26 protein-coding genes are annotated in these 24,647 nt (G+C 69.5%); 12 read left to right on the forward strand and 14 right to left on the reverse strand.

Annotated elements, in window-relative coordinates:
* The first annotated feature begins 38 nt into the window (after nucleotides 1-38).
* Entirely contained in the window at nucleotides 39-1,151 is a 1,113-nt protein-coding gene (locus tag HCA58_RS07980; protein WP_169597123.1) for a DUF3866 family protein, read from the forward strand.
* A gap of 32 nt (nucleotides 1,152-1,183) precedes the next feature.
* Here the strand turns inward: HCA58_RS07980 and HCA58_RS07985 are convergent, their stop codons facing one another.
* The 4 genes from HCA58_RS07985 to rfbA are packed head-to-tail and all read right to left on the reverse strand — an operon-like array spanning nucleotide 1,184 to nucleotide 4,364.
* Nucleotides 1,184-1,369: a hypothetical protein gene (locus tag HCA58_RS07985; protein ID WP_169597124.1), complete on the reverse strand. Its 186-nt coding sequence runs from the start codon at nucleotides 1,367-1,369 to the stop codon at nucleotides 1,184-1,186.
* A gap of 53 nt (nucleotides 1,370-1,422) precedes the next feature.
* Nucleotides 1,423-2,781, reverse strand: coding sequence for a Pup--protein ligase (gene pafA / locus HCA58_RS07990; protein ID WP_164446958.1), 1,359 nt, complete (start codon nucleotides 2,779-2,781; stop codon nucleotides 1,423-1,425).
* A 33-nt stretch (nucleotides 2,782-2,814) separates the two neighbouring features.
* A complete protein-coding gene (gene rfbC / locus HCA58_RS07995; protein WP_169597125.1) occupies nucleotides 2,815-3,456 on the reverse strand; it encodes a dTDP-4-dehydrorhamnose 3,5-epimerase in 642 nt (213 codons plus the stop codon).
* Nucleotides 3,453-4,364 (reverse strand): glucose-1-phosphate thymidylyltransferase RfbA, encoded by a 912-nt coding sequence (gene rfbA / locus HCA58_RS08000; protein ID WP_169597126.1) that lies wholly within the window; start codon nucleotides 4,362-4,364, stop codon nucleotides 3,453-3,455. Before rfbA ends, rfbC begins: the two co-directional genes overlap by 4 nt.
* Nucleotides 4,365-4,449: 85 nt before the next feature.
* On the opposite strand from rfbA, the gene rfbB reads away from it, so the two are divergent.
* From rfbB to HCA58_RS08030, 6 genes are read left to right on the forward strand one after another with little or no spacing between them, the layout of a single operon-like run.
* The gene (rfbB, locus tag HCA58_RS08005; protein ID WP_169597127.1) at nucleotides 4,450-5,448 is read left to right on the forward strand and encodes a dTDP-glucose 4,6-dehydratase; all 999 of its coding nucleotides are present in this window, start codon (nucleotides 4,450-4,452) and stop codon (nucleotides 5,446-5,448) included.
* Nucleotides 5,445-6,317, forward strand: a complete 873-nt coding sequence (rfbD, locus tag HCA58_RS08010; RefSeq protein WP_169597128.1) for a dTDP-4-dehydrorhamnose reductase — start codon at nucleotides 5,445-5,447, stop codon at nucleotides 6,315-6,317. Before rfbB ends, rfbD begins: the two co-directional genes overlap by 4 nt.
* Nucleotides 6,318-6,325: 8 nt before the next feature.
* Nucleotides 6,326-6,742, forward strand: a complete 417-nt coding sequence (locus HCA58_RS08015) for a DUF2304 domain-containing protein (protein WP_240955683.1) — start codon at nucleotides 6,326-6,328, stop codon at nucleotides 6,740-6,742.
* A complete protein-coding gene (locus HCA58_RS08020; protein ID WP_169597129.1) occupies nucleotides 6,735-7,436 on the forward strand; it encodes a glycosyltransferase family 2 protein in 702 nt (233 codons plus the stop codon). Before HCA58_RS08015 ends, HCA58_RS08020 begins: the two co-directional genes overlap by 8 nt.
* A complete protein-coding gene (locus tag HCA58_RS08025) occupies nucleotides 7,433-8,737 on the forward strand; it encodes a polysaccharide biosynthesis protein (protein ID WP_169597130.1) in 1,305 nt (434 codons plus the stop codon). Before HCA58_RS08020 ends, HCA58_RS08025 begins: the two co-directional genes overlap by 4 nt.
* A complete protein-coding gene (locus tag HCA58_RS08030) occupies nucleotides 8,734-9,762 on the forward strand; it encodes a glycosyltransferase family 2 protein (protein WP_169597131.1) in 1,029 nt (342 codons plus the stop codon). The genes HCA58_RS08025 and HCA58_RS08030 overlap by 4 nt, the downstream gene beginning before the upstream one ends.
* Before the next feature lie 150 nt (nucleotides 9,763-9,912).
* On the opposite strand, the gene prcA is transcribed toward HCA58_RS08030, so the two are convergent.
* From prcA to arc, 6 genes are all read right to left on the reverse strand, one after another.
* Nucleotides 9,913-10,746 carry a proteasome subunit alpha gene (gene prcA, locus HCA58_RS08035; protein WP_169597132.1) on the reverse strand — a complete coding sequence of 278 codons (834 nt, stop codon included), beginning with the start codon at nucleotides 10,744-10,746 and terminating at the stop codon, nucleotides 9,913-9,915.
* A 62-nt stretch (nucleotides 10,747-10,808) separates the two neighbouring features.
* A complete protein-coding gene (gene prcB, locus HCA58_RS08040; RefSeq protein ID WP_346775907.1) occupies nucleotides 10,809-11,648 on the reverse strand; it encodes a proteasome subunit beta in 840 nt (279 codons plus the stop codon).
* Nucleotides 11,567-11,896 (reverse strand): endonuclease VII domain-containing protein, encoded by a 330-nt coding sequence (locus HCA58_RS08045; protein WP_240955685.1) that lies wholly within the window; start codon nucleotides 11,894-11,896, stop codon nucleotides 11,567-11,569. Before HCA58_RS08045 ends, prcB begins: the two co-directional genes overlap by 82 nt.
* Entirely contained in the window at nucleotides 11,874-12,089 is a 216-nt protein-coding gene (locus HCA58_RS08050) for a ubiquitin-like protein Pup (RefSeq protein ID WP_169597134.1), read from the reverse strand. Before HCA58_RS08050 ends, HCA58_RS08045 begins: the two co-directional genes overlap by 23 nt.
* A gap of 109 nt (nucleotides 12,090-12,198) precedes the next feature.
* Nucleotides 12,199-13,716, reverse strand: coding sequence for a depupylase/deamidase Dop (gene dop, locus HCA58_RS08055; RefSeq protein WP_169597135.1), 1,518 nt, complete (start codon nucleotides 13,714-13,716; stop codon nucleotides 12,199-12,201).
* Nucleotides 13,717-13,900: 184 nt separating this feature from the next.
* A complete protein-coding gene (arc, locus tag HCA58_RS08060) occupies nucleotides 13,901-15,682 on the reverse strand; it encodes a proteasome ATPase (protein ID WP_169597136.1) in 1,782 nt (593 codons plus the stop codon).
* A gap of 178 nt (nucleotides 15,683-15,860) precedes the next feature.
* Here arc and HCA58_RS08065 point away from each other — a divergent pair, with 178 nt between their 5' ends.
* Nucleotides 15,861-16,154, forward strand: coding sequence for a ferredoxin (locus tag HCA58_RS08065; RefSeq protein WP_169597230.1), 294 nt, complete (start codon nucleotides 15,861-15,863; stop codon nucleotides 16,152-16,154).
* Nucleotides 16,155-16,193: 39 nt separating this feature from the next.
* Here HCA58_RS08065 and HCA58_RS08070 read toward each other — a convergent pair whose 3' ends face one another.
* From HCA58_RS08070 to HCA58_RS08080, 4 genes are read right to left on the reverse strand one after another with little or no spacing between them, the layout of a single operon-like run.
* Nucleotides 16,194-16,766: a hypothetical protein gene (locus HCA58_RS08070; RefSeq protein ID WP_169597137.1), complete on the reverse strand. Its 573-nt coding sequence runs from the start codon at nucleotides 16,764-16,766 to the stop codon at nucleotides 16,194-16,196.
* Entirely contained in the window at nucleotides 16,763-16,888 is a 126-nt protein-coding gene (locus HCA58_RS23825; RefSeq protein ID WP_277351211.1) for a hypothetical protein, read from the reverse strand. The genes HCA58_RS08070 and HCA58_RS23825 overlap by 4 nt, the downstream gene beginning before the upstream one ends.
* Before the next feature lie 21 nt (nucleotides 16,889-16,909).
* Entirely contained in the window at nucleotides 16,910-17,896 is a 987-nt protein-coding gene (locus HCA58_RS08075; protein ID WP_346775918.1) for a tRNA (adenine-N1)-methyltransferase, read from the reverse strand.
* 32 nt (nucleotides 17,897-17,928) lie between these two features.
* Nucleotides 17,929-19,035, reverse strand: coding sequence for a M50 family metallopeptidase (locus tag HCA58_RS08080; protein WP_169597231.1), 1,107 nt, complete (start codon nucleotides 19,033-19,035; stop codon nucleotides 17,929-17,931).
* A gap of 140 nt (nucleotides 19,036-19,175) precedes the next feature.
* Between HCA58_RS08080 and HCA58_RS08085 the strand changes: the two genes are divergently transcribed.
* From HCA58_RS08085 to HCA58_RS08100, 4 genes are all read left to right on the forward strand, one after another.
* Nucleotides 19,176-20,087 carry a PD-(D/E)XK nuclease family protein gene (locus HCA58_RS08085; protein WP_169597138.1) on the forward strand — a complete coding sequence of 304 codons (912 nt, stop codon included), beginning with the start codon at nucleotides 19,176-19,178 and terminating at the stop codon, nucleotides 20,085-20,087.
* A gap of 228 nt (nucleotides 20,088-20,315) precedes the next feature.
* Nucleotides 20,316-21,002, forward strand: coding sequence for a response regulator transcription factor (locus HCA58_RS08090; protein WP_169597139.1), 687 nt, complete (start codon nucleotides 20,316-20,318; stop codon nucleotides 21,000-21,002).
* A 280-nt stretch (nucleotides 21,003-21,282) separates the two neighbouring features.
* Nucleotides 21,283-22,050, forward strand: a complete 768-nt coding sequence (locus tag HCA58_RS08095) for an ABC transporter ATP-binding protein (RefSeq protein WP_169597140.1) — start codon at nucleotides 21,283-21,285, stop codon at nucleotides 22,048-22,050.
* Nucleotides 22,050-24,599, forward strand: a complete 2,550-nt coding sequence (locus HCA58_RS08100) for an ABC transporter permease (protein ID WP_169597141.1) — start codon at nucleotides 22,050-22,052, stop codon at nucleotides 24,597-24,599. Before HCA58_RS08095 ends, HCA58_RS08100 begins: the two co-directional genes overlap by 1 nt.
* The last annotated feature ends 48 nt before the right edge of the window (nucleotides 24,600-24,647 follow it).

The raw sequence follows: 24,647 nt of genomic DNA on the forward strand, positions 1-24,647 counted from the left end.
GCGGGGCGGGATGGAGGGGCGGAGGTTAGCGTGCGGGGGTGGTGCGGTGGCGGGCAGGTGCGGTGGCGGGGGTACGGCGGCGATGGGCCGGCGCGGTGGAGGTCGACGTACTACTGGACGACGGCAGCCCGATGCGGGCGCTCGCCTATCCGGCGCTCGTCGGGCAACCCGAGCCGGGTGATCGGGTGCTACTCAACGCCGGGGCGCTGCTGATGGGCCTCGGTACGGGCGGCTACGCCCTGGTCGTGGCGCTGCCGGAACGGATACCGCCGGACCCACCGCAGACCCTCGACTCCCGCGACGCGGGTCATCTGGTCAAGGCGCGCTACACCCCGCTGCAGCCGATCCTGCTCGGCGTCGACGAGGAGGCGTCGCCGCACCGGAAGGTGCTGGCCGCCGCCGACGATCTGGCCGGTCTGCCGGTGGTCACCGCCGACCTGCACTCCGCGCTGCCGGCGATCCTGGCCGGGATACACGCCGATGCGCCCCGGGCACAGGTGGCATATCTACTGACCGACGGGGGGGCGTTGCCTGCCTGGTTCTCCCGTACTCTCGCCGGGCTGCGGGACACACTGGTCGGCACGATCAGCGTGGGACAGGCGTTCGGCGGTGACCTGGAGGCGTCGACCCTGCACAGCGGGCTGCTCGCCGCCCGGCACGTGCTCGGCGCCGACGTGGCGATCGTCGCCCAGGGTCCCGGCAACCTGGGCACCGGCACCCGCTGGGGATTCTCCGGAGTGGCCGTCGGTGAGGCCGTAAACGCCGTCGCGGCCCTCTGCGGACGTCCAATCGGCTCGTTGCGGATCTCCGCTGCCGACCCGCGCCCCCGCCACCGTGGCGTGTCCCACCACAGCCTCACCGCGTACGGGAGGGTGGCGCTGGCCCGCGCGGAGCTGGTGGTGCCGACAGACCTGGAACCGACGCTGGCCGCCGACGTCGACGCCGCGTTGGAGCCGCTCACCGAGCGGCACACACTGGTGCGGGTCGACACCGCCGGGCTGGACGTGGCGCTCCGGCACAGCCCGGTGCCCCTGTCCACGATGGGACGCGGGCTGGATGCCGACCACGCCTACTTCCTGGCCGCTGCCGCAGCCGGCCGGTACGCCGCCCACCTGGCGACGGGTACGCCCACGGCCCCGGTCGAGCGTTGACCAGGGTCGCCGCCTACCGCAGGCGTCGCACCTCAGGCGAAGATGACGAGAGCGGCCCAGGCACCGACGATCAGAGCCAAGGCCAGGGCCAACACCCAGGTGGGCACGGTGTACTCTCCGCGGCGGTTCCGTTCGATCTCGGCGCGGACCTTGTCGCGGCGGCGTTCGAGCCAGCCCTGCCGCTGAGCGCCGGGCGTCGGAGGTTCAGGAGGAATCATGGCCCGGCCAGCCTACCGGGGCCGGCCGGACGGCACGGCCCCGGTAGGCGCGGTCACATGCTGGCGATCAACCGCTCGACCCGCTCGTCGTACGCCCGGAACGGGTCCTTGCAGAGCACGGTCCGTTGCGCCTGGTCGTTGAGCTTCAGGTGCACCCAGTCGACGGTGAAGTCCCGCCGCTTCTCCTGGGCGTGCCGGATGAACTCGCCGCGCAGCCGGGCCCGGGTGGTCTGCGGCGGTGTCTCCTTCGCCTCGAAGATCTCCGGGTCGGTGGCCACCCGGTCCACCTCACCGCGCCGTTCCAGCAGCGCGTAGAGGCCCCGCCCCCGACGCAGATCGTGGTACGCCAGATCCATCTGCGCCACCCGAGGATGCGACAGCGGCAGGTCGTGCTTGCGCTGGTAACGCTCGATGAGGCGCAGTTTCGTCACCCAGTCGATCTCCCTGGAGACCGGTTCCAGGTCGCCGGTCTCCACCGCCCGCAGTACCCGACCCCACAGTTCGACCACCCGCTTGGCGGTCTGGTCGCCACCGCGGCGCTCGACGAACTCGGTGGCCTTGGCGAGGTACTCCTGCTGGATCTCCAGCGCGCTGATCTCCTTGCCCGAGGCCAGCCGCACCTTCCGCCGGCCGGTGATGTCGTGCGACACCTCCCGGATCGCCCGGATCGGGTTCTCCAGGGTCAGGTCGCGCATCACCACGCCACCTTCGATCATCCGCAGCACGATGTCGGCGGTGCCGACCTTCAGCAGCGTGGTGACCTCGTTCATGTTGGAATCGCCGACGATGACGTGCAACCGGCGGTAGCGTTCCGCGTCGGCGTGCGGCTCGTCCCGGGTGTTGATGATCGGGCGGCTGCGGGTGGTCGCCGAGGAGACACCTTCCCAGATGTGTTCGGCCCGCTGGGACAGGCAGTAGACCGCGCCGCGCGGCGTCTGTAACACCTTGCCTGCCCCGCAGATCAGTTGCCTGGTGACCAGGAACGGGATCAGCACGTCGGCGAGCCGGCCGAACTCGCCGTGCCGGGACACCAGGTAGTTCTCGTGGCAGCCGTACGAGTTGCCGGCGGAGTCGGTGTTGTTTTTGAACAGGTAGATCTCACCGGCGATACCCTCGTCGTGCAGCCGTTTCTCCGCGTCGATGAGCAGCCCTTCCAGGATTCGCTCACCGGCCCGGTCGTGGGCCACCAGGTCGACCACCGAGTCGCACTCCGGGGTGGCGTACTCGGGATGTGAGCCGACGTCCAGGTAGAGCCGCGCCCCGTTGCGGAGAAAGACGTTGCTCGACCGGCCCCAGGAGACGACCCGACGGAAGAGGTACCGGGCCACTTCGTCGGGGGACAGCCGCCGCTGTCCGCGGTAGGTGCAGGTGACGCCGTACTCGGTCTCCAGACCGAAGATTCGCCGTTCCATGATGAGACATTAGCCGTACGGAGGCCCTGTTCGTCACTGTCGGGGCACGTGGCGGCCGCAGCTGTCGGTGTAACCCACGGCGGTGGCGCCAGTCGCGCTGTGCGGCCGGCAGATGTCGTACTGCGGGAGCAGCCCGGCCGCCCGGGCATGCGCCAGGGTGGGCGCGGCGGCGTCACGGGCGGACAGCTGCGGCCCGGTGGTTGGCCAGTCGATGCCGATCTGCTCGTCGAGCGGGTGCACCGCGTGCTCCGCCGACGGGTTGTACGTGGTCGAGCAGAAGTAGGTCAGGGTGGCGTCGTCGGTCAACGCGCAGAAGCCGTGACCGAGCCCCTCGGCCAGGTAGACGGCGCGGCGGTCCACGTCGTCCAGGCGCACCCCCTCCCACCGACCGAAGGTGGGCGAGCCGACCCGCAGGTCGACGACCACGTCGAGTACCGCACCTCGGACGCAGGTGACGTACTTCGCCTGCCCCGGTGGTACGTCGGCGAAGTGAATGCCCCGCACCACGTTGCGGGCCGAGACGGACAGGTTGCCCTGCGCCAGCCGCAACGGACGCCCGACCGCCTCAGCCAGCCGGTCGAAGCGGTACCACTCCAGGAACAGTCCACGCGGGTCGCCGTGTTGCTGTGGGGTGATCTCCCAGGCGCCCTCGATGCTCAACGGTCGCAGCTTCATCGAAGCAACCCCGCTTCACCGATCTCGCCGGTCGGTTCCTGCCGGTGGCCGGCGAGCAGGTCGAGCAGGTAGTCGCCGTAGCCGCTCCTGGTCAACGGCTCGGCCAGCGCGCGTAACTGCGCGTCGCCGATCAGCCCGGCCCGCCACGCGGCCTCCTCCACACAGCCGATCTTCATGCCCTGCCGTTCCTCGATCACCCGCACGAACTCGGCGGCCTGCATGAGTGAGGTGAAGGTACCGGTGTCCAGCCAGGCGGTTCCCCGGTCCAGCACGGTGACGGTCAGCTCGCCGGACCGCCGGTACGCCTCGTTCACCGCCGTGATTTCCAACTCGCCCCGGGCGCTGGGGGTGAGCTGCCGGGCGATCTCCACCACGCGGTTGTCGTAGAAGTACAGGCCGGGCACCGCGTACCGGGACGTCGGGCGCTTCGGCTTCTCCTCGATCGAGAGCACCCGACCGGCGGCGTCGAAGTGCACCACGCCGTACGCCTGCGGATTGGCGACCGGATAGGCGAAGATCCGGCCACCAGCCGGGTCACCGGCCTCCGCCAACTGCCGACCCAGACCCACCCCGTGGAAGATGTTGTCGCCGAGGATCAGCGCCACCGACTCGTCGCCGATGAAGTCCGCACCGAGCACGAAAGCCTGCGCGATGCCCTCGGGCCGCGGCTGGGCGACGTACTCCAACCGGAGCCCGAACTGACTGCCGTCGCCGAGCAACCGCTGAAACTGGCCCTGCTCCTCCGCAGTGGTGATGACCAATATCTCGGGCACCCCGGCCATCACCAGGGTGGAGAGAGGATAGTAGATCATCGGCTTGTCGAAGACCGGCATCAGCTGTTTCGACACCGCCCGGGTGATCGGCCACAGCCGGGACCCGGTGCCACCGGCGAGCAGGATTCCACGCACCCCGACGACGCTACCGCCAACCGGACGCGCAGCCCGGCTCGACATGCGCGGCTGTCGCGGCCGTTTCGCGTAGACTTCCGGATCCGTGAGGATCCTGGTCACCGGCGGTGCCGGCTTCATCGGTTCGGAGTACGTCCGGATGCTGCTCGGCGTTCCCGGCGGCAGCGCGGCGAACGTACCGGCACTGGAGCCGGAGCACGTCACCGTCCTCGACGCGCTCACCTACTCGGGCAACCTGGCCAACCTGACGTCCGTCGCCGACGATCGCCGTCTTCGGTTCGTCCGTGGCGACATCCGCCACCCCGATGTCGTGGACCGAGCCGTCGAGGGACACGACGTGGTGGTGCACTTCGCTGCGGAGTCCCATGTCGACCGTTCCATCAGCGGGGCGGCGCCCTTCGTGACCACGAACGCCCTCGGTACCCAGTACCTGCTCGACGCCGCGCTGCGGCACGGTGTGGCCCGGTTCGTGCATGTCTCCACCGACGAGGTCTACGGCTCCATCGCCGAGGGTTCCTGGACGGAGGACTGGCCGCTGGCTCCCAATTCCCCCTACTCGGCGTCGAAGGCAAGCTCCGACCTGCTCGCCCTGGCCTACCACCGCACCCACGGCCTGGACGTGGTGGTCACTCGTTGCTCCAACAACTACGGGCCGTACCAGTACCCGGAGAAGGTCGTACCGCTGTTCGTCACCAATCTTCTCGACGGACACCCGGTGCCGCTCTACGGCGACGGCGGCAACGTACGTGACTGGCTGCACGTGCACGACCACTGCCGTGGCATCGCGCTCGTCCAGCATCGGGGGCGCGCCGGCGAGGTGTACCACATCGGCGGTGGCACCGAACTGACGAACAAGGAACTGACCGCAAGGTTGCTCGACGCCTGCGACGCCGGTTGGGATCGGGTGACGCCGGTCGCCGACCGGAAGGGACACGACCGACGTTACTCCCTCGACATCACCAAGATCAGCAAGGAGTTGGGTTACGCCCCCAGCATCACCTTCGACACCGGCCTCGCCGACACCGTGCGCTGGTACCGGAACAACCGCGCCTGGTGGACACCGCTGAAGACGGCGGGCACATGAGGTTCCTGGTGACCGGAGCAGGTGGGATGCTCGGCCGTGACCTGGTCGATGTGCTCGCAGCGCGACCGGAACACCAGGTCACCGCGGCCACCCGCGCCAAACTGGACATCACCGACCGGGCCGCCGTGTACTCCGCGGTGGCCGGCCACGACGTGGTTCTCAACACCGCCGCCTGGACCGACGTCGACGGCGCGGAGGCACACGAATCGGCTGCCACCACCGTCAACGGCCACGCCGTCGTCCACCTCGCCGACGCCTGCGCCGCACACGGCGCCCGACTGCTGCAACTGTCCACCGACTACGTCTTCGACGGCACCGCCACCACCCCGTACCGCGAAGACGGGCCCACCGCCCCGCTGAACGCGTACGGTCGCGGCAAGCTGCTCGGGGAGCAGGCCGTGACCCGGCTGCTGCCCGACACCGGCTACGTGGTGCGGACCGCCTGGCTCTACGGCGCACACGGCCGCAACTTCGTCAGCACCATGCTCGACCTGGCCGGCCGACGCGACACCCTCGACGTCGTCGACGACCAGCACGGCCAACCGACCTGGTCGTACGCTCTGGCCCGGCACCTGGTCGCGCTCGCCGAGGCCGCCCGCGCCGGACGCGCCGCACCCGGGATCTACCATGGCACCTGCGCCGGCGAGACCACCTGGTACGGCCTGGCCCGCGCCGTGTTCACCCGGCACGGGCTCGACCCGGACCGGATCCGGCCCACCACGAGTGCCCGGTTCGTGCGACCTGCCCCCAGACCGACGTACAGTGTCCTGGGTCACGGCCGGTGGGTCGAGGCCGGACTGCCACCCCTAGCGGACTGGCACGCCACCCTTGTCGACGCGTTCACCCCCACCGATCCACCCTCCCCGTAGAAGGTCGCATGAAGCTCACCCTGGTCACTGGCCTGACCGGCCTGGTCCTGCTGGGCACGATCGTCGAACTGCTACGTCGCCGCCAACTACGCGAAAAGTACGGCATGCTCTGGCTCGGCCTGCTGTTCGTGGTGATCCCACTGTCGCTCTTCCCACGGCTGCTGGACGGCGTCGCGGACCTGCTCGGTGTCGCTTCCGGAGTCAGTCTGGTGCTCTTCCTCGGCATCGTCTTCCTCCTACTGGTCTGCATCCACCTCAGCTGGGAGGTCAGCGCGCTCGAGGAGGAGACCCGTACCCTCGCCGAGGAGTTCACCCTGCTCCGCGCCGAAGTCGAAGCGGAACGGGCGGAACGAGCGGAACGAGCGGAACGAGCGGAGTGGACCCGACGCCCGGACCCGACCGCACTGGTGTCCCGCGATGGTTAACGGCAGGCGACTCCTCATCATCATTCCGGCGCTCAACGAGGCCGCCTGCATCGGCGAGGTCGTCAGCGAGATCCGCGGCGAACTACCCGGAGTGGACGTGCTCGTGGTCGACGACGGCTCCACCGACCGCACCGCCACCGTCGCCGTCGCGGCCGGCGCCCAGGTCGCCCGGCTGCCGTACAACCTCGGCGTCGGTGGCGCCATGCGGCTCGGCTACCGCTACGCCCACGACCACGACTACGACGTGGCGGTGCAGGTCGACGCCGACGGGCAGCACGACCCCCGCTACGTGCCCAAGCTCGTCGATCTGCTCGATGACCACGACCTGGTCATCGGGGCCCGGTTCGCGGGCGAGGGCGACTACTCCGTACGCGGCCCCCGCCGCTGGGCCATGCGCATGCTGTCGCTGGTGCTGTCCAGCCTGGCCGGGACGACGCTCACCGACACCACGAGCGGTTTCCGAGCCGCCAACCGACGAATGATCGAGATGTTCGCCCGCTGGTATCCCGCCGAGTATCTCGGCGACACCGTCGAGACGCTCGTGCACGCCGCCCGGCGCGGGTACCGGATCCAGCAGGTGCCGGTCGCCATGCGCCGTCGGATGGCCGGCACGCCCAGCCATTCACCCGTCAGGGCGATGATCTACCTTGGGCGGGCCATGGCTGTCCTCACTCTCGCCCTCATCCGCCGGTGATCCGCCGGCTGCTGAGTCTCGTCCCACCCGGCACCATCGGGGTCGGCACCGGACTGGCCGTGGTCGGACTTGCCTCGTACACCCATCTTGCCCTCGCCGGGCACAACCTCGACGCCGCCGACTACTCCTCGCTGTCGGTGCTCTGGTCCGTCGTGTTCACCCTCGGCATCGGCGTGTTCTTCCCGGTCGAACAGGAAGTCGCCCGCCTCGTCGCGGCCCGGCACACCAGAGGGCTGCCACCCGGGCCGGTACTGGCCCGCGGCGCCGCCGTCGCCGCCGCCGTCCTCGGCCTGCTCCTGGTCCTCACCTTCGGTGCCGCCGGTCCTCTCACCGACCGGCTGTTCGCCGGGGACCCCGCGATGGTGCCCGCCCTCGGTGGTGCGCTCACCGCCCTGGCTGTGGCGCACACCACCCGGGGCGTACTCTCCGGCCTGCGCCGCTTCGGCTGGTACGGCACCCAGCTCGGTCTCGACGGGGGGCTGCGCATCGTGCTGGTGTGTGTGCTCGCCGGCACCGGCGTGGACTCACCCGTGGCCTATGCGCTGGTGCTGGCCGCGGCGCCACTCGCCGCCGCAGCATTGACCGCCGCGCCGGTCGTTCGCGCGATCGGCCATGGGCCCGCAGTCGAGTGGCCCGCGCTGTTACGCGGACTCACCCTGCTCACCATATCCAGCCTGCTCGCCCAGATCGTCGTCAACATCGGAGTGATCAACGTACGGCTGCTCGACCCGGCCGATGTCGCCACCGCCGGGGCACTGCTCTCCGCCCTGGTGCTGGTACGCATTCCACTGTTCGTCTTCGCCTCGATGCAGGCCGCGTTACTGCCCGGCCTGTCCACCGCCGCCGCCACCGGCGACGAACCGGCCTTCCACACCCTCCTACGCCGGGCCCTGGCCGTCGTCACGGCACTCGGTGCCCTCGGTGGCGTCCTCGCTGCCCTGTGCGGACCGTGGCTCGTGCGGACTCTCTTCGACACACCCGACGTGCTCGGCCACGGCGATTTCGCCTGGCTTTCGGTGGCCACCCTGGCGTACCTGTGGGCGATGGTGCTCGGTCAGGCGCTGTTGGCCCGCGACCGGCACCACGCCCAGGCAATCGCCTGGACCATCGGCGTCGCCGCGCTGGCCGTCGCGACCCTGCCCCCGCTGCCCGTCGCGCTGCGCGTCGAACTCGGCTACACCATCGGCTCCGCGGTAGCCGCCGTCGTCATGGTCACCGTGCTGTGCCGGCACCGGGCAACCCCGCCCACACCACCGACCGTCGACCGGATGCCGGCCGCCACCGGCGGAGGAACAGCATGAGACCGCACCGTGTCACCGCCGTGATGCTCGCCTACGGTCCCGAGCCCTGGCTGGTCGACGCAGCCCGGGCCGTCCTGGCCAGCACCGGCGTCGACATCGAACTGGTCGTGGTCGACAACGGCTGCACCGGTGACGGCATCGACGTGGTCAAGAACCTACCCGGCGTACGGGTCGTCCGGCCGGGCACGAACACCGGCTACTCCGGCGGGTGCAACGTCGGAGCGGCCGAGGCCACAGGTGACTGGCTGGTCTTCGTCAACTCCGACGCCATCGTGGCCGCCGACGCCCTCGCCGCGATCGTCGCGGTGGCCGCCGAGCCTGGCGTCGGCGCTGCCATGGCCTCCATCCGACTCGCCCACGACCCCACATTGATCAACACCTCGGGCAACCCGCTGCACTTCACCGGTCTGTCCTGGGCCGGCGGCAACGGAGAGCCGGCAAGCGCCCACGCCCGACGGACAGTGGTGCCCTCGCTGAGCGGCTGCTGCTTCGCCATCAGCCGAAGCCGCTGGACGGAACTCGACGGTTTCCCCGACGAGTACTTCGCCTACCACGAGGACACGGAAATCAGCCTGCGGCTGTGGCAGCGCGGTCTACGGCTGGAGTACGTGCCCGAGGCCGTGGTAGTGCACCACTACGAGTTTTCCCGCAACGACCTCAAGCTCTACCTGGTCGAACGCAACCGCCTGCTCACCCTGCTCACCGGGTACCAGGGCCGGACCCTTGCGTTGCTGGCACCGATGCTGCTGCTCACCGAGGCAGCCATGCTCGCTGCCGCGCTGGCGGACGGCTGGGGGCGGCAGAAGACCCGGGGCTGGGCCTGGCTGTGGCGTAACCGAGGCTGGGTCCGCGCCCGCCGTCGGCGGTTGCAGACCGAACGGACCGTCGGCGACGGCACGCTGGCCGGGCTGATGACCGCCCGCGTCGCCCCGTCGAACGTGGCCGCCCCTCCCGGAATGGGCATCTTCAACGCGGTCGCCGCAGCCTGGTGGGCGCTCGTGCGGCCGTTGCTGCCCCGACGCTGACCAGTCGGCGTTGGTGAGCGGGCGACGACCGGCCGGCCGGCAGCGACGGGCGCAGCTCACCGTCGATGCCGACGCGACCGGAACGACGTGCCGCCCGAGCACTCGAACTGCTCGGGCGGCACCGCTGCCCGCTACGAGGCATGGTGCGGGTCAGGTGTCCGACTTGTCGCCGGGCTTGTCCTCCAGGTCCGCCGATCCGGCCGAGGTTGTCGGCTTGTGCCCTTCCTCCGTCGGCGTGGTCGGGGTCTGCGCCCGGTCACCCTCCGCTGCCGACCCGCCGGCCACGTCCGCGTCCAACAACGCGGTCAACGCGGCCCCGGTGATCCGGCGGAAGGTGCGGCCCACCCGGTTGCGGTCCAGGACCGCGACCTCCAACTGGTTGGCGGCGATCGTCCGGGCGGCACCGCCCTCGCCGCCGACGCTGCCCAACGCCTGGACCGCCACTTTCACCGCCTCACCGAGCGACATGTCCGACCGGTGGTGCGACTTCAGCACCCCGGCAATCGCTTCGGCCTGACCGCCCATCGCCATCCGACCCGGTTCGTCGGTCACCGAACCGTCGTAGGTGTTGCGGTAGAGGGAGTCATCCTCGGGTGTGGCGCCCACCTCGGCCACGCAGATCTCCACCTCGAACGGCTTCGACTGCTCGGTGAAGATGGCGCCGAGGATCTGCGCGTACGAGTTGGCCAACGCCAGACCGTTCACGTCACGACGGTCATAGCTCAGACCGTTCAGGTCGGCCATCCGCACACCCGCCCGGCGCAGGTTCTCGAACTCGTTGTACCGCCCTACGGCGGCGAACCCGATCCGGTCGTAGATCTCGCTGACCTTGTGCAGCGCGCTGGACAGATTCTCGGCAACGAAGAGCACCCCACCGGCATAGCTGAGGACCACCGCGCTGCGCCCCCGGGCGATGCCCTTGCGGGCCAACTCGGAACGGTCGCGCATGATCTGTTCGGGCGAGGCGTAGAACTGCATGGCCACGGCGGCGGCTCTCCTTCGGGGCGCGGTACTCGGGGAAACGGGATCAGCTGCGGGCGGGTGGCTCAGCCACCCGGATTCTCCATCCGACCGGCGACCACGCTCTCCGCGATCGCCGAGGTCTCCGCATCGGTCAACCGGTGCGTACCTTCCGCCGTCGCGGTCATCACCACCGGGTAGATCCGCCGCGTCAGGTCAGGCCCACCGGTCGCGGTGTCGTCGTCGGCGGCGTCGTAGAGCGCCTCCACCACCAGCCGCACCGCGTCGTCGATGGACGACCCGGCCCGGAACCGCTTCTTCAACGCCGACTTGGCGAACAACGAACCAGAGCCGATCGCGTCGTAGCCGGTCTCCTCGTAAGGGCCCCCGGTGACGTCGAAACTGAAGATCCGTCCGGCCCGTGCCGGATCACTGGCCGCCAGGTCGAACCCGGCGAAGAGCGGAATCACCGCCAGCCCCTGCATCGCCGCACCCAGATTGCCGCGGATCATGGAGGCCAGCCGGTTCGCCTTGCCGTCGAGCGAGAGCATCGCGCCCTCGATCTTCTCGTAGTGCTCCAGCTCCACCTGGAACAGCCGCATCAGCTCGATCCCGACACCGGCGGTGCCGGCAATGCCCACCAACGAGTACGCGTCGGCGGGGTGCACCTTCTCGATGTCCCGCTGAGCGATCAGGTTGCCCATGGTGGCCCGTCGGTCACCGGCCATCACGACACCACCGGCCGCGGCGACGGCGACGATCGTGGTCGCGTGCGGAGCCAGGTCGGCGGCCATGCCCGGGGGCAGCGCCCGACGGCCGGGCAGCATCTCGGGGGCCACCTTGCTCAGGAATGCCGTGAAGGAGGACGTCCCCGCGTTGGTGAACACATCTGGAAGACGCCCGGATGGATCAAAACCCGCTGCCACGTGGTTCCTCTCAGGTACGTGATCGCCCTGGCCAGCCTCGTTCGACTGTCACGGAACTGGCCAAGACCACCGTTGCAGTTGAAGCAGAGTATCCCGCGCACCCATCCGGTGCGATGATCGTGGTCCACATGTTCCGGATCGAGGTCACCGCAGACCCCGCTCTGCTCGGCCGGTAGCTCGGCTATTCCCCTTCGTCCGAACCGAGGGGCGAAACGGGCTCGTTGCTCACTCGCCCCCCTTCTGAACATAGCCCCGCACGAACTCCTCGGCGTTCTCCTCGAGGACGGAGTCGATCTCGTCGAGCAGGTCGTCGACGTCCTCGGTGATTTCGGCGTGCCGCTCGGCAACCTCCGGATTCGCCTCGACGGCGACCTCCTCGACCTCTTCGCCCTGACGGGACTTGCCCGACTGCGACTGACCGCCGCTGTCACGAGTGGCCATCATTGCCTCCTCCACGATCTCCCTGCGATGAACCTACCTCGCAGGAACGACGAAACATCCCCCGCGCGCCGGTACCGGCGCCCAGGGAGGCGAACAGACACGGCCGGCGTCAGCCACCGGTCAGTGTCTCCAACAGATCCTTCGCGCTGGCACAGCGGTCGAACAACTCTCCGACGTGCCGCCGGGTGCCCCGCTCCGGCTCCATCATCGGCACCCGCACCAGCGACTCCCGGCCCACATCGAAGATCACCGAGTCCCAGCTGGCAGCGACCACTTCGGAGGCGTACTGGGCCAGGCAGCGACCCCGGAAATAGGCCCGGGTGTCCTCGGGGGGCTCCGTCATCGCCGTACGGCTCTCCTCATCGCTGAGCAGCGTCTTCATCGACCCACGCGAGACCAGCCGGTGGTAGAGGCCCTTCTCCGGGCGTACGTCGGAATACTGCAGGTCGACGAGCTGGAGCTTGTGCGAACCCCAACCGAGTCGCTCCCGTTCCCGGTAACCCTCCAGCAGCCGCAGCTTCGCCACCCAGTCGAGTTCGTCGGCACAGAGCATCACGTCGCGCCCCAGCCGATCGAGCACGTTCTCCCATCGGTCCAGCACGTCGGCGGTCTGCTCGTCGACGTCGTGACCGTAGCGGTCGTCGACGAACGCCCGTACCCGCTCCAGATAGGCCCACTGCACGTCCATGGCGGTCAGCCTGCGCCCGTCACGTAGCCGCATCAGGTGCGACAGGGACGGGTCGTGACTGACCGCGCGCAGTTCGGCGACGGGATCGGCGATGCCGAGATCGGGGCCGAGCGCCTTCTCCTCGATCATCGTGAGGATCAGCGCAGTGGTGCCGACCTTGAGGTACGTGGAGATCTCGGAGAGGTTAGCGTCGCCGATGATGACGTGCAGGCGACGGTACTTGTCCGCGTCGGCGTGCGGTTCGTCGCGGGTGTTGATGATGGGCCGTTTGAGGGTCGTCTCGAGGCCGACCTCGACCTCGAAGAAGTCGGCCCGCTGGGAAATCTGAAACCCACTCTTGCCACCGTCCTGGCCGATGCCGACGCGACCAGCGCCGCAGACGATCTGCCGCGTCACGAAGAACGGCGTCAGGTACGCCACGACGTCCGCGAAGGGCGTCTGCCGGCGCATGAGGTAGTTCTCGTGCGCGCCGTAGCTGGCACCCTTGTTGTCGGTGTTGTTCTTGTAAAGGTGGATCGGTGCCGTGCCGGGGATCGTGGCGGCCCGCCGCGCCGCCTCCGCCATCACCCGCTCTCCCGCCTTGTCCCAACGGACGACATCGCGGGGAGTCGTCACCTCGGGGGTGGAGTACTCCGGGTGCGCGTGGTCGACGTACAGCCGTGCCCCGTTGGTCAGGATCACGTTGGCCAGGCCAAGATCCTCGTCGGCGAGCGTCTCGGCCGGGTCGTAGGCCGAGCCGGAGTAGGTGAAGCCACGGGCGTCCCGCAGCGGTGACTCCTCCTCGTAGTCCCAGCGGGCCCGGCCACCGCGGTTCAGTTCCGGTCGGGCGCCGTAGGCGTTGACCACCTGGGAGGAGGTGACCATCGGATTGGCGCCGGCCTGGCCGGGCACGGAGATGCCGTATTCGACCTCGGTGCCCATGATTCGTCTGACGCTCATCGACCTACCCGCTTCGTTCGCCTGCCCGGTCCCCGTCATGTCGAGCGTAGTCGCCACTTCGCCAACCGGGGGCGTGGCGGCTGGCGGCGTACCGGGCCGATTCTGCTACGCGTCGATTCGATACCGGTCGCGAAACAGCGGTGAGGCCCGCGACGCGTGGCGTCGCGGGCCTCACAGTGGCGCGTCAGAGGTACTGACCGGTGTTGCTCGCGGTCTCGATGGAGCGTCCGGCCTCGGCGCCCTTGCCGCCGGAGACGAGCGTACGGATGTAGACGATCCGCTCACCCTTCTTGCCGGAGATCCGGGCCCAGTCGTCCGGGTTCGTAGTGTTGGGCAGGTCCTCGTTCTCGCGGAACTCGTCGACGCAGGCGTCGAGCAGGTGTTGCAGGCGCAACCCCTTACGCCCGGAGGTGAGGAACTCCTTGATGGCCATCTTCTTGCCCCGGTCGACAATGTTCTGGATCATCGCGCCGGAGTTGAAGTCCTTGAAGTACAGGACTTCCTTGTCACCGTTGGCGTAGGTGACCTCGAGGAAGCGGTTCTCCTCCGTTTCCGAGTACATCCGCAGCACCACCGCGTCGATCATGGCAGCGACGGTGGCCCGGGTGTCGCTGCTGTGCTCGGCCAGATCGTCGGCGTGCAGCGGCAGGCCGGGAAGGATGTACTTGGAGAAGATGTCCTTGGCCGCCTCGGCGTCCGGACGCTCGATCTTGATTTTCACGTCGAGGCGTCCCGGACGCAGGATCGCCGGGTCGATCATGTCTTCCCGGTTGGAGGCGCCGATGACTATGACGTTCTCCAACCCTTCGACACCGTCGATCTCGCTGAGCAGCTGCGGCACGATCGTGTTTTCCACGTCGGAGGAGACACCGGAGCCGCGGGTGCGGAAGACCGAGTCCATCTCGTCGAAGAAGACGATGACCGGAGTACCCTCCCCTGCCTTCTCCCGGGCCCGCTGGAAGATCAGCCGGATGTGCCGCTCGGTCTCACCGACGTACTTGTTCAGCAGCTCGGGACCCTTGATGTTGAGGAAGAAGCTCGTGTGCTTCTCCTCTCCCCGCCGCTCGGCGATCTTCTTGGCGAGCGAGTTGGCGACCGCCTTGGCGATGAGCGTCTTGCCGCAGCCGGGCGGGCCGTAGAGCAGGATGCCCTTCGGCGGACGCAGTTGGTGCTCGCGGAACAGGTCGGCGTGCAGGAACGGCAACTCCACCGCATCGCGGATCTGCTCGATCTGGGAGTGCAGGCCACCGATGTCGGTGTAGTCGACGTCCGGCACCTCCTCCAACACAAGTTCCTCGACCTCGCTCTTGGGAATCCGCTCGTACGCGTACGCCGAGCGCGGTTCGATCATGAGCGAGTCGCCGGCCCTGATCGTGCTACCGATCAGGGTCTCGGCCAGGTGCACGATCCGTTCCTCGTCGGAGTGCGAGACCACGAGCGCCCGGTCGCCCGGCGCGCCCTCGACACCCGCGAGGATCTCCTTGAGCATGACCACCTCGCCGACCCGCTCGTAGCCGAACGCGTCGACGATGTTGAGCGCGTCGTTGAGCAGGACCTCCTGGCCACGCTGCAACTCGTCGACGTCGAGCGAGGGCGAGACGGCCACGCGCAGTTTCCGTCCGCCGGTGAAGACGTCGACCGTGCCGTCGTCGTGTCGGGCCAGGAACACGCCGTAGCCACTTGGGGGTTGCGCGAGCCGGTCGATCTCCTCCTTGAGCGTCACGATCTGGGCGCGAGCCTCCTTGAGAGTGCCCACGAGCCGTTCGTTGTTCTCGGTCAGCCGCGCCAACTGCGCCTGGGTGGCGGCCAGCCGCTCTTCGAGCTGCCGGACGTGTCGGGGGCTCTCGGTCAACTTGCGCCGCACCAGAGCGAGTTCCTCCTGAAGGAACGCGACCTGCGTGGAGAGATCGTGGGCCTCCTTCTCCCACCGTGCGGCGCGCGAGTCCGCATCGTCACTGCGTGCCACGTCCCACCTCCCCGGGGGGCTTGAACGTTCTGCCTTAACACTAGCCGCTATGAGGCCGATTCGGTCCTCCGCAACGCGCCCGTCACCGAAGCTTGATCGCCAAGGGTGGGTTGAGGGGCGGGTACGGGCATTCGGGTACCGTCGAGGGGTGGGACGGGAGAACATGGGGGGTGCGCCGGTGGCCGAGGTCGCGACCGACCAGCTACGGGTCTGGGTCGACCAGGATCTGTGCACCGGCGACGGGCTGTGCGTGCAGTACGCGCCGGAGGTCTTCGAGTTCGACGTCGACGGGTTGGCCTACGTCAAGGGCCTCGACGGTGAGTTGGTGCAGGCGCCGGGTGGCCGGGTGGACGTACCCGAGCACCTGCGCCTCGAGGTGATCGACTCGGCGAAGGAATGTCCGGGCGAGTGCATCCACGTCGTACGCGGTAGCGACGACGTCGAGGTCGCCGGCCCCGAGGCCGAAGACTGACCCGCTGATTGCGTGTTCACCCGCGTGGGCGACATCGGGCTACAGCAGCGGGCGACCGACCACCGAGGCGACCAGTCGGGCGAATTCCTCCAATCGGGCGATCTGCCCGGCTCCGCCATCGTCGAGGGTCTTACCGAAGCGCAACGCGTCGTGGCGCGGCCCACCAGCGGTCTCCTCGGTCGGTGGCGACTCGTCGAGCGAGGTCAGCAGCAGGTAGACGTCGATACTGTCGACGCGGATCTCGCCGTTGTCGTGGCGGAACAACCGGCGCCGACAACCGACCTCGGTGACCGACGAGACCGGCACCACCCGCAGTGAGGAGGTCATCGAGCCCGGCGGCCCCTCCCCCGGCGGTACGTCCTCACCGTGCCAGAGCACCAGGCGGCTACCGTCGCAGACGACGACCTCCTGCCACACCCCGTTGACCTCGTTGACGAAACGTTCCAGGGTGAAGCCGAGCACCGACGCCCCGCGCAGCACCCCACCGAGCGCCTCCAGGGCGACGTCGGGGTCGCGCAGGTAGGCTCGCGCCGCCGATTCGAGTTCGGTGTACGGGGACCAGTCGGGAAACACCGCCGGGAGGTCACCGCCACCGAAGCCGGGACGGCTCATCGGACCACCTCGTCCCACCGGGCACCGGCCCGGACACGGGCCGGATCCCGCCGCCGGTCGGTCACCCGCTCACCCGACCCCTTGGGGCCACCGCCGCGCCCGCCCCGGATCAGCCCGCTCACTCCCAGCCGCCCCTTCCGCCGTCACGGCCTGTCCGTCTCCTGCTCCGCGTCGGGTCGTGCCCGCTCGACCGACACCTCGTGCGGTAGTACGGCCGCCTGTCGGGTCGCCTCCGCCTCACGCAGTGCCTGGCGGCGTTGCGCGTACGCCTCGGTGCCCTTACTGGGTTTGCGTCGCCGTGGCGGGGCGGTGACTCCGGGGGCGAGCTTACGCGCGGAAACGAGGAACGCGGTGTGGGCGATCATCCGATGGTCGGGGCGCACCGCCAGCCCTTCGGCGTGCCAGTCCCGAACCAGCGACTCCCAGGCGCGTGGCTCGGTCCAGCCGCCGCGCTCGCGTAACGCCTCCACCAGCTCGGACAGCTGCGGAGTGGTCGCCACGTAGCCGATGAACACGCCGCCGGGCAGCAGCGCGCGTTCGACCATGTCGAGGTTCTCCCAGGGGGTGAGCATGTCCAGGATGATCCGGTCGAAACCGGTCTCGCGGCACTCGGCGACGTCACCGACGTGCAGATGCCAGGCCGGGTGCGGGCCACGGAAGAACGACTCGACGTTACGCCGGGCGATCTGGGCGAAATCGTCGCGCAGCTCGTAGGAGTGCAGTTCCCCGGCTGTCCCCACCGCGCGCAGCAGCGAGCAGCTGAGCGCTCCGGAGCCGGCGCCGGCCTCGAGTACCTTGGCGCCGGGGAAGACGTCACCCATGGCGACGATCTGCGCGGCATCCTTGGGATAGATCACCTGGGCACCGCGCGGCATGGAGAGCACGTAGTCCGACAACAGCGGGCGCAGGGCCAGAAAAGCGGTGCCGCCACCGGAGGTCGTCACCACGCTGCCGTCGGGTAGGCCGATCAACGTGTCGTGCGTCAGGATGCCGCGGTGGGTGTGGAACTCCTTGCCCGGTTCCAGGGTCACCGTGTGCATCCGCCCCTTGGGGTCGGTCAGCTGCACCCGGTCACCGGCTTGGAACGGCCCACGACGCACAGCGGGCGGTTCCACCTTCTCCTCAGGGATGTCGCTGTCCGAATGGGCGGAGTGGGTGACGGTCACGTGTTCATCTTCCGGTGAGGTTCGAGCAGTTGAGCCAGATCCGCGATGTGCAGAACGCCGACCACATCTTCGCCTGCCGTCACCACGTACTGCGCGCCCGGGTGGGTCTGCACCGTCTCCAGCACCCGTTCACCGCTCGTGTCCACGGCGATCGTCGGCAGGTCGGCGAGGGCCCGGGCGACCGCGTCCACGGCCAGCCAGGGGCGGCGGGCCTGCGGCACCGCTGCGGCGGCGGCCTGGTCGACCAGAGCGACCGGTCGACCGGCGGAGTCGGTGACCAGCAACGCGGCCGGGCGCTGCGGCTCGGTGAGCGAGTTCACCTGCGCGGCGCGGCGCTGCGCCTCGGCCAGCGGGGTACCCGTGCAAACGGTGTGCGCCGGGCGGGCGAGGGTGGCCAGATCGACGAGCGGGAGCCGACGGCCGATGCGCGACATCCGGATCGACTGTCCGGCCCCGTGCCAGAGGGTGAGGGCGACAAGTGCGGTCAACGGCAGCGCCAGCAAGCTCAGCACGTCGAGCAGGTAGAGCGCCACCACCAGCAGCCCGGTGCCGACGGCCAGCACCCGTCCGGCCCACCCGGCCACCTCGGTGGCCTGGTGCCGGTCCCGGGTCAGCGCCCAGACCACCGCACGTAACGCCCGGCCTCCGTCCAGCGGCAGCCCGGGCAGGATGTTGAACAGCGCGACGACGACGTTGCTCGCCGCGAGTTGGAAGGCCAGCTGGTCGGCGACGGTCCGGTCGGGCAGGGCCAACGTCGCGGCGACCGCAGCCGCGCCGAGCACGGCGGAGACCGCCGGACCGGCCAGGGACACCAGCAGGTCCACCCGCGGGGAGGGCGCGTCGCGGTCCATTTCGGTGTACCCGCCCAGCAGTTCGAGGGTTATGCCGCGTACCCCGATGCCGAAGCGGCGGGCGGTGAGGGCGTGACCGAGTTCGTGGGCCAGCACCGAGCCGAGCAACGCGAGGACGAATCCGGCGCCGACGAGATAACCGCCGAGCGGGGACAGTTGCAGCCGTTGCCCGGCCAGCTCGCCGTACAGGACGGTGATCAGGAGCGCGAGCAGCAGGATCGAGGCGTTCAAGTACAGCGGCACCCCGAGGATCCGGCCCACCCGCACACCGCGGCGCTGGCCGGCCCGTGCTCGCCTGCGCTCCTCCACCGGGCTGATGCTACGCGGCGGGAGATCACGGACCGGAGCGGCGGCGGTCGGCCTGTCACACCGGTGGCCTAACCTTCCGGGGCATGACGGCGGATTCGGTGATCATTCAGCAGGCCCCGACCGCGACGGAGCTGCCGGCGACGGTGCGGGCCTCGCTGTCGCCGTCGCGGGCCGCAGATTTCAAGACCTGCCCCCTGCTCTACCGGTTCCGCAGCATCGACCGGCTGCCCGAGCAGCCGAGCGTGGAGCAGGCCCGGGGCACACTGGTGCACGCGGTGCTGGAGCGGTTGTTCGACCTGCCGTCGGCCGCCCGGACTCCGCAGGCCGCCGGTGACCTCGTGACCGGTCAGTGGGACCGCCTGGTCACCGAGCAGTCGGAGTTGGCCGGGCTGTTTCCCGAGGCCGGTCCGTCCGTGGCGGAGTTCCTCCGCTCCGCGTCGGCCCTACTGGACGGCTACTTCGCGGTGGAGGATCCGCGCCGACTGGAGCCGGCGGAGCGGGAGAGCCTGATCTCCGCCGTGGTCGACGACGAGCTACTCATCCGCGGCTACCTCGACCGACTCGATGTGGCCCCCGATGGCGCACTACGGGTGGTGGACTACAAGACCGGCGGTGCCCCGCGGGAGGCGTTCGAGTCGCGGGCCCTGTTCCAGCTGAAGTTCTACGCTCTGGTGCTGTGGCGCACCCGGGGCGTGGTGCCCCGGGTGCTGCGCCTGCTCTATCTCAAGGACGCCGAGGTGTGTGACTACGCACCGGACGCCGAGGAGTTGGTGCGCTTCGAACGGACGGTGGTGGCACTGTGGCGGGCGATCGAGCAGGCCACCGCCGCCCGCGACTTCCGACCACGGCCGAGCCGGCTCTGCGACTGGTGCAGTCACCAGGCGCACTGCCCCAGCTTCGGGGGGACTCCGCCGCCCTTTCCGGAGCCGCCGGCGACGCCCGATCCGCAGCGTGACGCCCGCTCGGCCCCGGCGCCGCCCGGCGCCGACGAGTAGCCGGCCTCCTCCTCCGGAATGAGGGACAAGTCACCACTCGATACGGGTGCTGCGTAGCGCCCCGGACAGCGCGGACGAGGCGGTGGACACGATCGAGGAGACCAGCCGGCGACCCCGCGCGAAGCGGCGGCGGCTACCGGGTGTACGCCCACATCCCGGTCGCTCCCCTACCCGAGACGAGCCGTCGGTGGGGGTCCGGTGAGTGGTGCACCAGACAGGGAGGACCGGATGACCGATCCGACGGGGCAGGCCCGGCCGGTACGGATCCTGCTCGCCGACGACCAGCCGCTGCTGCGTACGGGCTTCCGGATGGTCCTCGGCGCAGAGGCCGACCTGGACATCGTCGCGGAGGCCGGCGACGGGTTGGAGGCGGTGGAGCTGTCCCGTCGGTTGTTGCCGGACGTGGTGCTCATGGACATCCGGATGCCCCGGATGGACGGGGTGAGCGCCACTCGGGCGATCGTGGATGCCCGGTTGCCGGTGCGGGTGCTCATCCTGACCACCTTCGACCTGGACGAGTACGTGGTGGGGGCGCTGCGGGCCGGGGCAAGCGGTTTCCTGGTCAAGGACGTGCCGGCAGAGGACCTGGTCACCGCGATCCGCACGGTGGCCGCCGGTGACGCGGTGGTCGCGCCGCGCATCCTGCGGTGGCTGCTGGACCGCTTCGCCGCCGTGCTGCCCGATCCGACCGCGACTCCGCCGAGGGGGCTGGGCACGCTTACCGAGCGGGAGCGGGAGGTGCTCGTACAGGTCGCCCGTGGCTTGTCGAACGCGGAGATCGCCCGGGCGTTGTCGGTGAGCGAGACCACCATCAAGACCCACGTCGGGCACGTCTTGACCAAACTCGGGCTACGTGACCGGGTACAGGCCGTGGTGTTGGCGTACGAGTCGGGTCTGGTCCGGCCGGGTGGTTGACGCCTGCGTTGCGTTCGCCACCTACCGTGACGGCCTGCGGTGCACAACGGTTGACCCTCACGTGACGGCAACGTCGAGGATGGTCGTGACCACCGCCTGCGGAGGCCGAAAGACACCGGAGTACGGGACAACCCTGACTTCGGTTCAGGGGTACCCGCAGCCGTAAATCCGCTCCGGCTCCCCCTGGAGTCGGACGGATCGGCGGCGGACAGCACAGATGATTGACCAGCACCGGACCAACGGGGGCGGTGCGAGCAGACGCGACGGAGAGGTACGTGACGTGACCGCTACGACAGGCCAGTCGGCATCGGCCGCAGCCCGGGCGAGCGACGTTTGGAAGGTGTACGGCAGCGGCGAGGCACAGGTCATCGCTCTGCGGGGGGTCAGCGCGGAGTTCGAGCGCGGGCGGTTCACGGCGATCATGGGGCCGTCGGGTTCCGGCAAGTCGACGTTGATGCACTGCCTGGCCGGGTTGGATTCGGTGACCAAGGGGACCGTACAGATCGGTGAGACGACCGTCACCGGGCTCGGTGACGCGGGTCTGACGAAGCTGCGCCGCGACCAGGTCGGCTTCATCTTCCAACAGTTCAATTTGCTGCCGACGTTGACCGCCAAGGAGAACATCCTGCTCCCACTGTCGATCGCCGGACGGAAGCCGGATCCGGCCTGGTTCGACCTCGTGATCGAGACCGTGGGTCTGCGCGAGCGGTTGGGTCACCGTCCGGCGCAGTTGTCCGGCGGCCAGCAGCAGCGGGTGGCGTGCGCCCGGGCGTTGGTGGCCCGCCCCGAGGTGATCTTCGCGGACGAGCCGACCGGCAACCTCGACTCGCGCTCCGGCGCCGAGGTGTTGAACTTCCTACGCAACTCGGTACGCCAGCACGGGCAGACCATCGTGATGGTCACCCACGATCCGACGGCCGCCGCGTACGCCGACCGGGTGGTGTTCCTCGCAGACGGGCAGATCGTCTCGGAACTGGTCGAGCCGACCGCGGACACGGTGCTGGACACGATGAAGAGGCTCGACACGCCTGCCGAGGTGGTCGGCTGATGTTCCGGGCAACCATGAAGAGTCTGCTGGCGCGGAAGGTCCGGCTGGTCCTGTCCGGCTTGGCCGTGGTCCTCGGCGTCATGTTCGTCTCCGGTGCCTTCGTGCTCACCGACACCTTGGGCCGCTCCTTCGACTCGCTGTTCGCCGACGCGTACGCCGAGGTCGACGTCAACGTGGCAGCCAAGCCGAAGCTGGCACTCGGCGAGATGGAAGGCGAGCAGTTCGCCGGCCCGTTCCCGGCCGCCACGGTGGAGACGGTGCGCGCCGTGGCCGGGGTGGCCGAGGCCACCGGGGTGGTCGCGGCCGACGGCGCCCGGTTGATCGGCAGCAACGGCAAGGCCGTCACGTCGTTCGGTCCGCCGCAGTTGGGAGGCAACTGGACGGGCGAGAGCGACCTGGTGCAGTTACGCGAGGGCCGCGAGCCGCAGGCCGACGACGAGATCGTCATCAACAAGGCGCTGGCGGAGGCCGGTCGGGTGGCGCTCGGCGACCGGGTGGGTGTGCTCACCCTCGAACCGCGCAAGGACTTCACCATCGTCGGCATCTTCGGGTACAGCGGTGACCGGGACTCCCTCGGTGGCACCAACGAGGTCATGTTCACCACACCCGTGGCCCAGCAGCTGATGCTCGGCGAGTCGGATGTGTTCAACAACATCGTGGTCAGCGCCGCCGACGGTGTCTCCGACGACCAGCTGCGTGACGCGGTGGCAACGGCGGTCGGCGACGGCTTCGTGGTCAAGACCGGCGAGCAGCTCTCCGCCGACGCCTCGGCCGGTCTGAAAGAGGGGTTGTCCTTCTTCAACCGGATCCTGCTCGGTTTCGCCGCGGTCGCTCTGCTCGTCGGCACGTTCCTGATCCTCAACACGTTCTCGATCATCGTGGCCCAACGCACCCGGGAACTCGCGTTGCTGCGGGCTGTCGGTGCCAGTGGCCGGCAGATCATCGGCTCGGTGGTGCTGGAGGCGATCGCCGTCGGGTTGATCGCCTCGGTGTTTGGCCTGGCCGCCGGGATCGGCATCGGCGCGCTGCTGGCGTACGTGTTCGGTAACCTCGCCGGTGGGCTGGCCCTGGCCGGGGTCGCGGTGCCCGCGTCGGCGGTGGTCGGCGCGTTCGGTGTCGGTCTGGTGATCACCGTGTTGGCGGCGCTGCTGCCGGCGCTGCGGGCCGCCCGGATTCCGCCGATCGCGGCGATGCAGGACGTGGCAACGCCGGACCGGCCGTTGACCAAGGTGACCGTCGGCGGGGCGCTGGTCTCCGCGATCGGCGTCGCCCTGCTCTTCGTCGGCCTGGGCGGGCACGCCGGTGGCAGCACGCTCGCCACCATCCTCGGTGGTGTGCTGTTCTCGTTCATCGGCGTGGCCCTGCTGACGCCGCTGATCAGTCGTCCGGTGGTGGCGGCGCTCGGCACGGTCTTCTCCGGCTGGGTGCCGGGAAGGCTGGGCCGGCTCAACTCCGGTCGTAACCCGCGCCGCACCGCGATCACGGCCGCCGCACTGATGGTGGGCATCGCCCTGGTCACCGGCATCACGGTGATCCTGGACTCGGCCAAGAGCAGCATCAGCGGACTGGCCCAGGACAGCATCAGCGCCGAATTGGTGATCGCCGGGGCGCAGTCCGGTCCGCGACCGCCGACGTTCGACCCGGCGGTGCTGGACGAGGCAAAGGCGATCCCGGGTGTCCGCCTCGTCGACGGCGAGTACGGTGACATCGCGATGGTCGGTGGCGAGCAGACCTGGGTCGGTGCCAGCAGTGAGCCGAGTGCGCTGGTGGAGATGTTCGGCCTAACCGCGACCGCCGGCGAAATCGGGCGCCTCGGGCCGGGTCAGATGCTGGTCAGTTCCGACGCGGCGGAGTCGCGTGGCCTCTCGGTCGGCTCCACGGTGCCGGTGCAGTTGGCCCGGGGCGATGGACGTACCTACACGGTCACCGGCATCTACCAGAGCACTCCGCTGTTCGGCGGCGTGACGTTGCCCGCCGAGGCTGCGAGCGACTTCTCCATCCCCCAGCCGATCCAGGGCTACATCCAGTTGGAGCCGGGGGTCAGCACCGCCGACGTGCTGCCCCGCGTGGAGGCGCTGCTGGTCGACAGCCCGGAGGTCTCGGTGGCTGACCGGGACGCGTTCATCGAACAGCAGACCGGGCAGCTCGACGGGCTGCTCCAGATGATCCAGATCCTGCTGGCGTTGGCCATCGTGATCGCGGTCCTCGGCATCATCAACACCCTCGCCCTGTCGGTGTTGGAGCGGACCCGGGAGCTGGGTCTGCTGCGTGCCATCGGTCTGCGGCGTTCCCAGACCATGGGGATGATCACCGTGGAAGCGGTGGTGATCTCGGTGTTCGGCGCGCTGCTTGGTGTCGTGGTCGGGGCCAGCCTGGGAGCCGCAGTGGTGGAAGCCCTCCGCGACGAGGGAATCACCGAGCTGGTGCTGCCATGGGGCCAGATGGGTGTCTTCCTCGGCCTGGCCGCGGTCATCGGCGTGGTCGCGGCGGCGCTACCGGCGATCCGGGCCGCCCGGATCAACGTCCTCGGTGCTATCGCCCACGACTAAGGGGTGAGGAACGGCCCCCTGCCAACGCCTCGCGTGGAGCAGGGGGCT

The sequence above is a fragment of the Micromonospora sp. HNM0581 genome (genome assembly GCF_012726175.1).
Taxonomy (GTDB): Bacteria; Actinomycetota; Actinomycetes; order Mycobacteriales; family Micromonosporaceae; genus Micromonospora.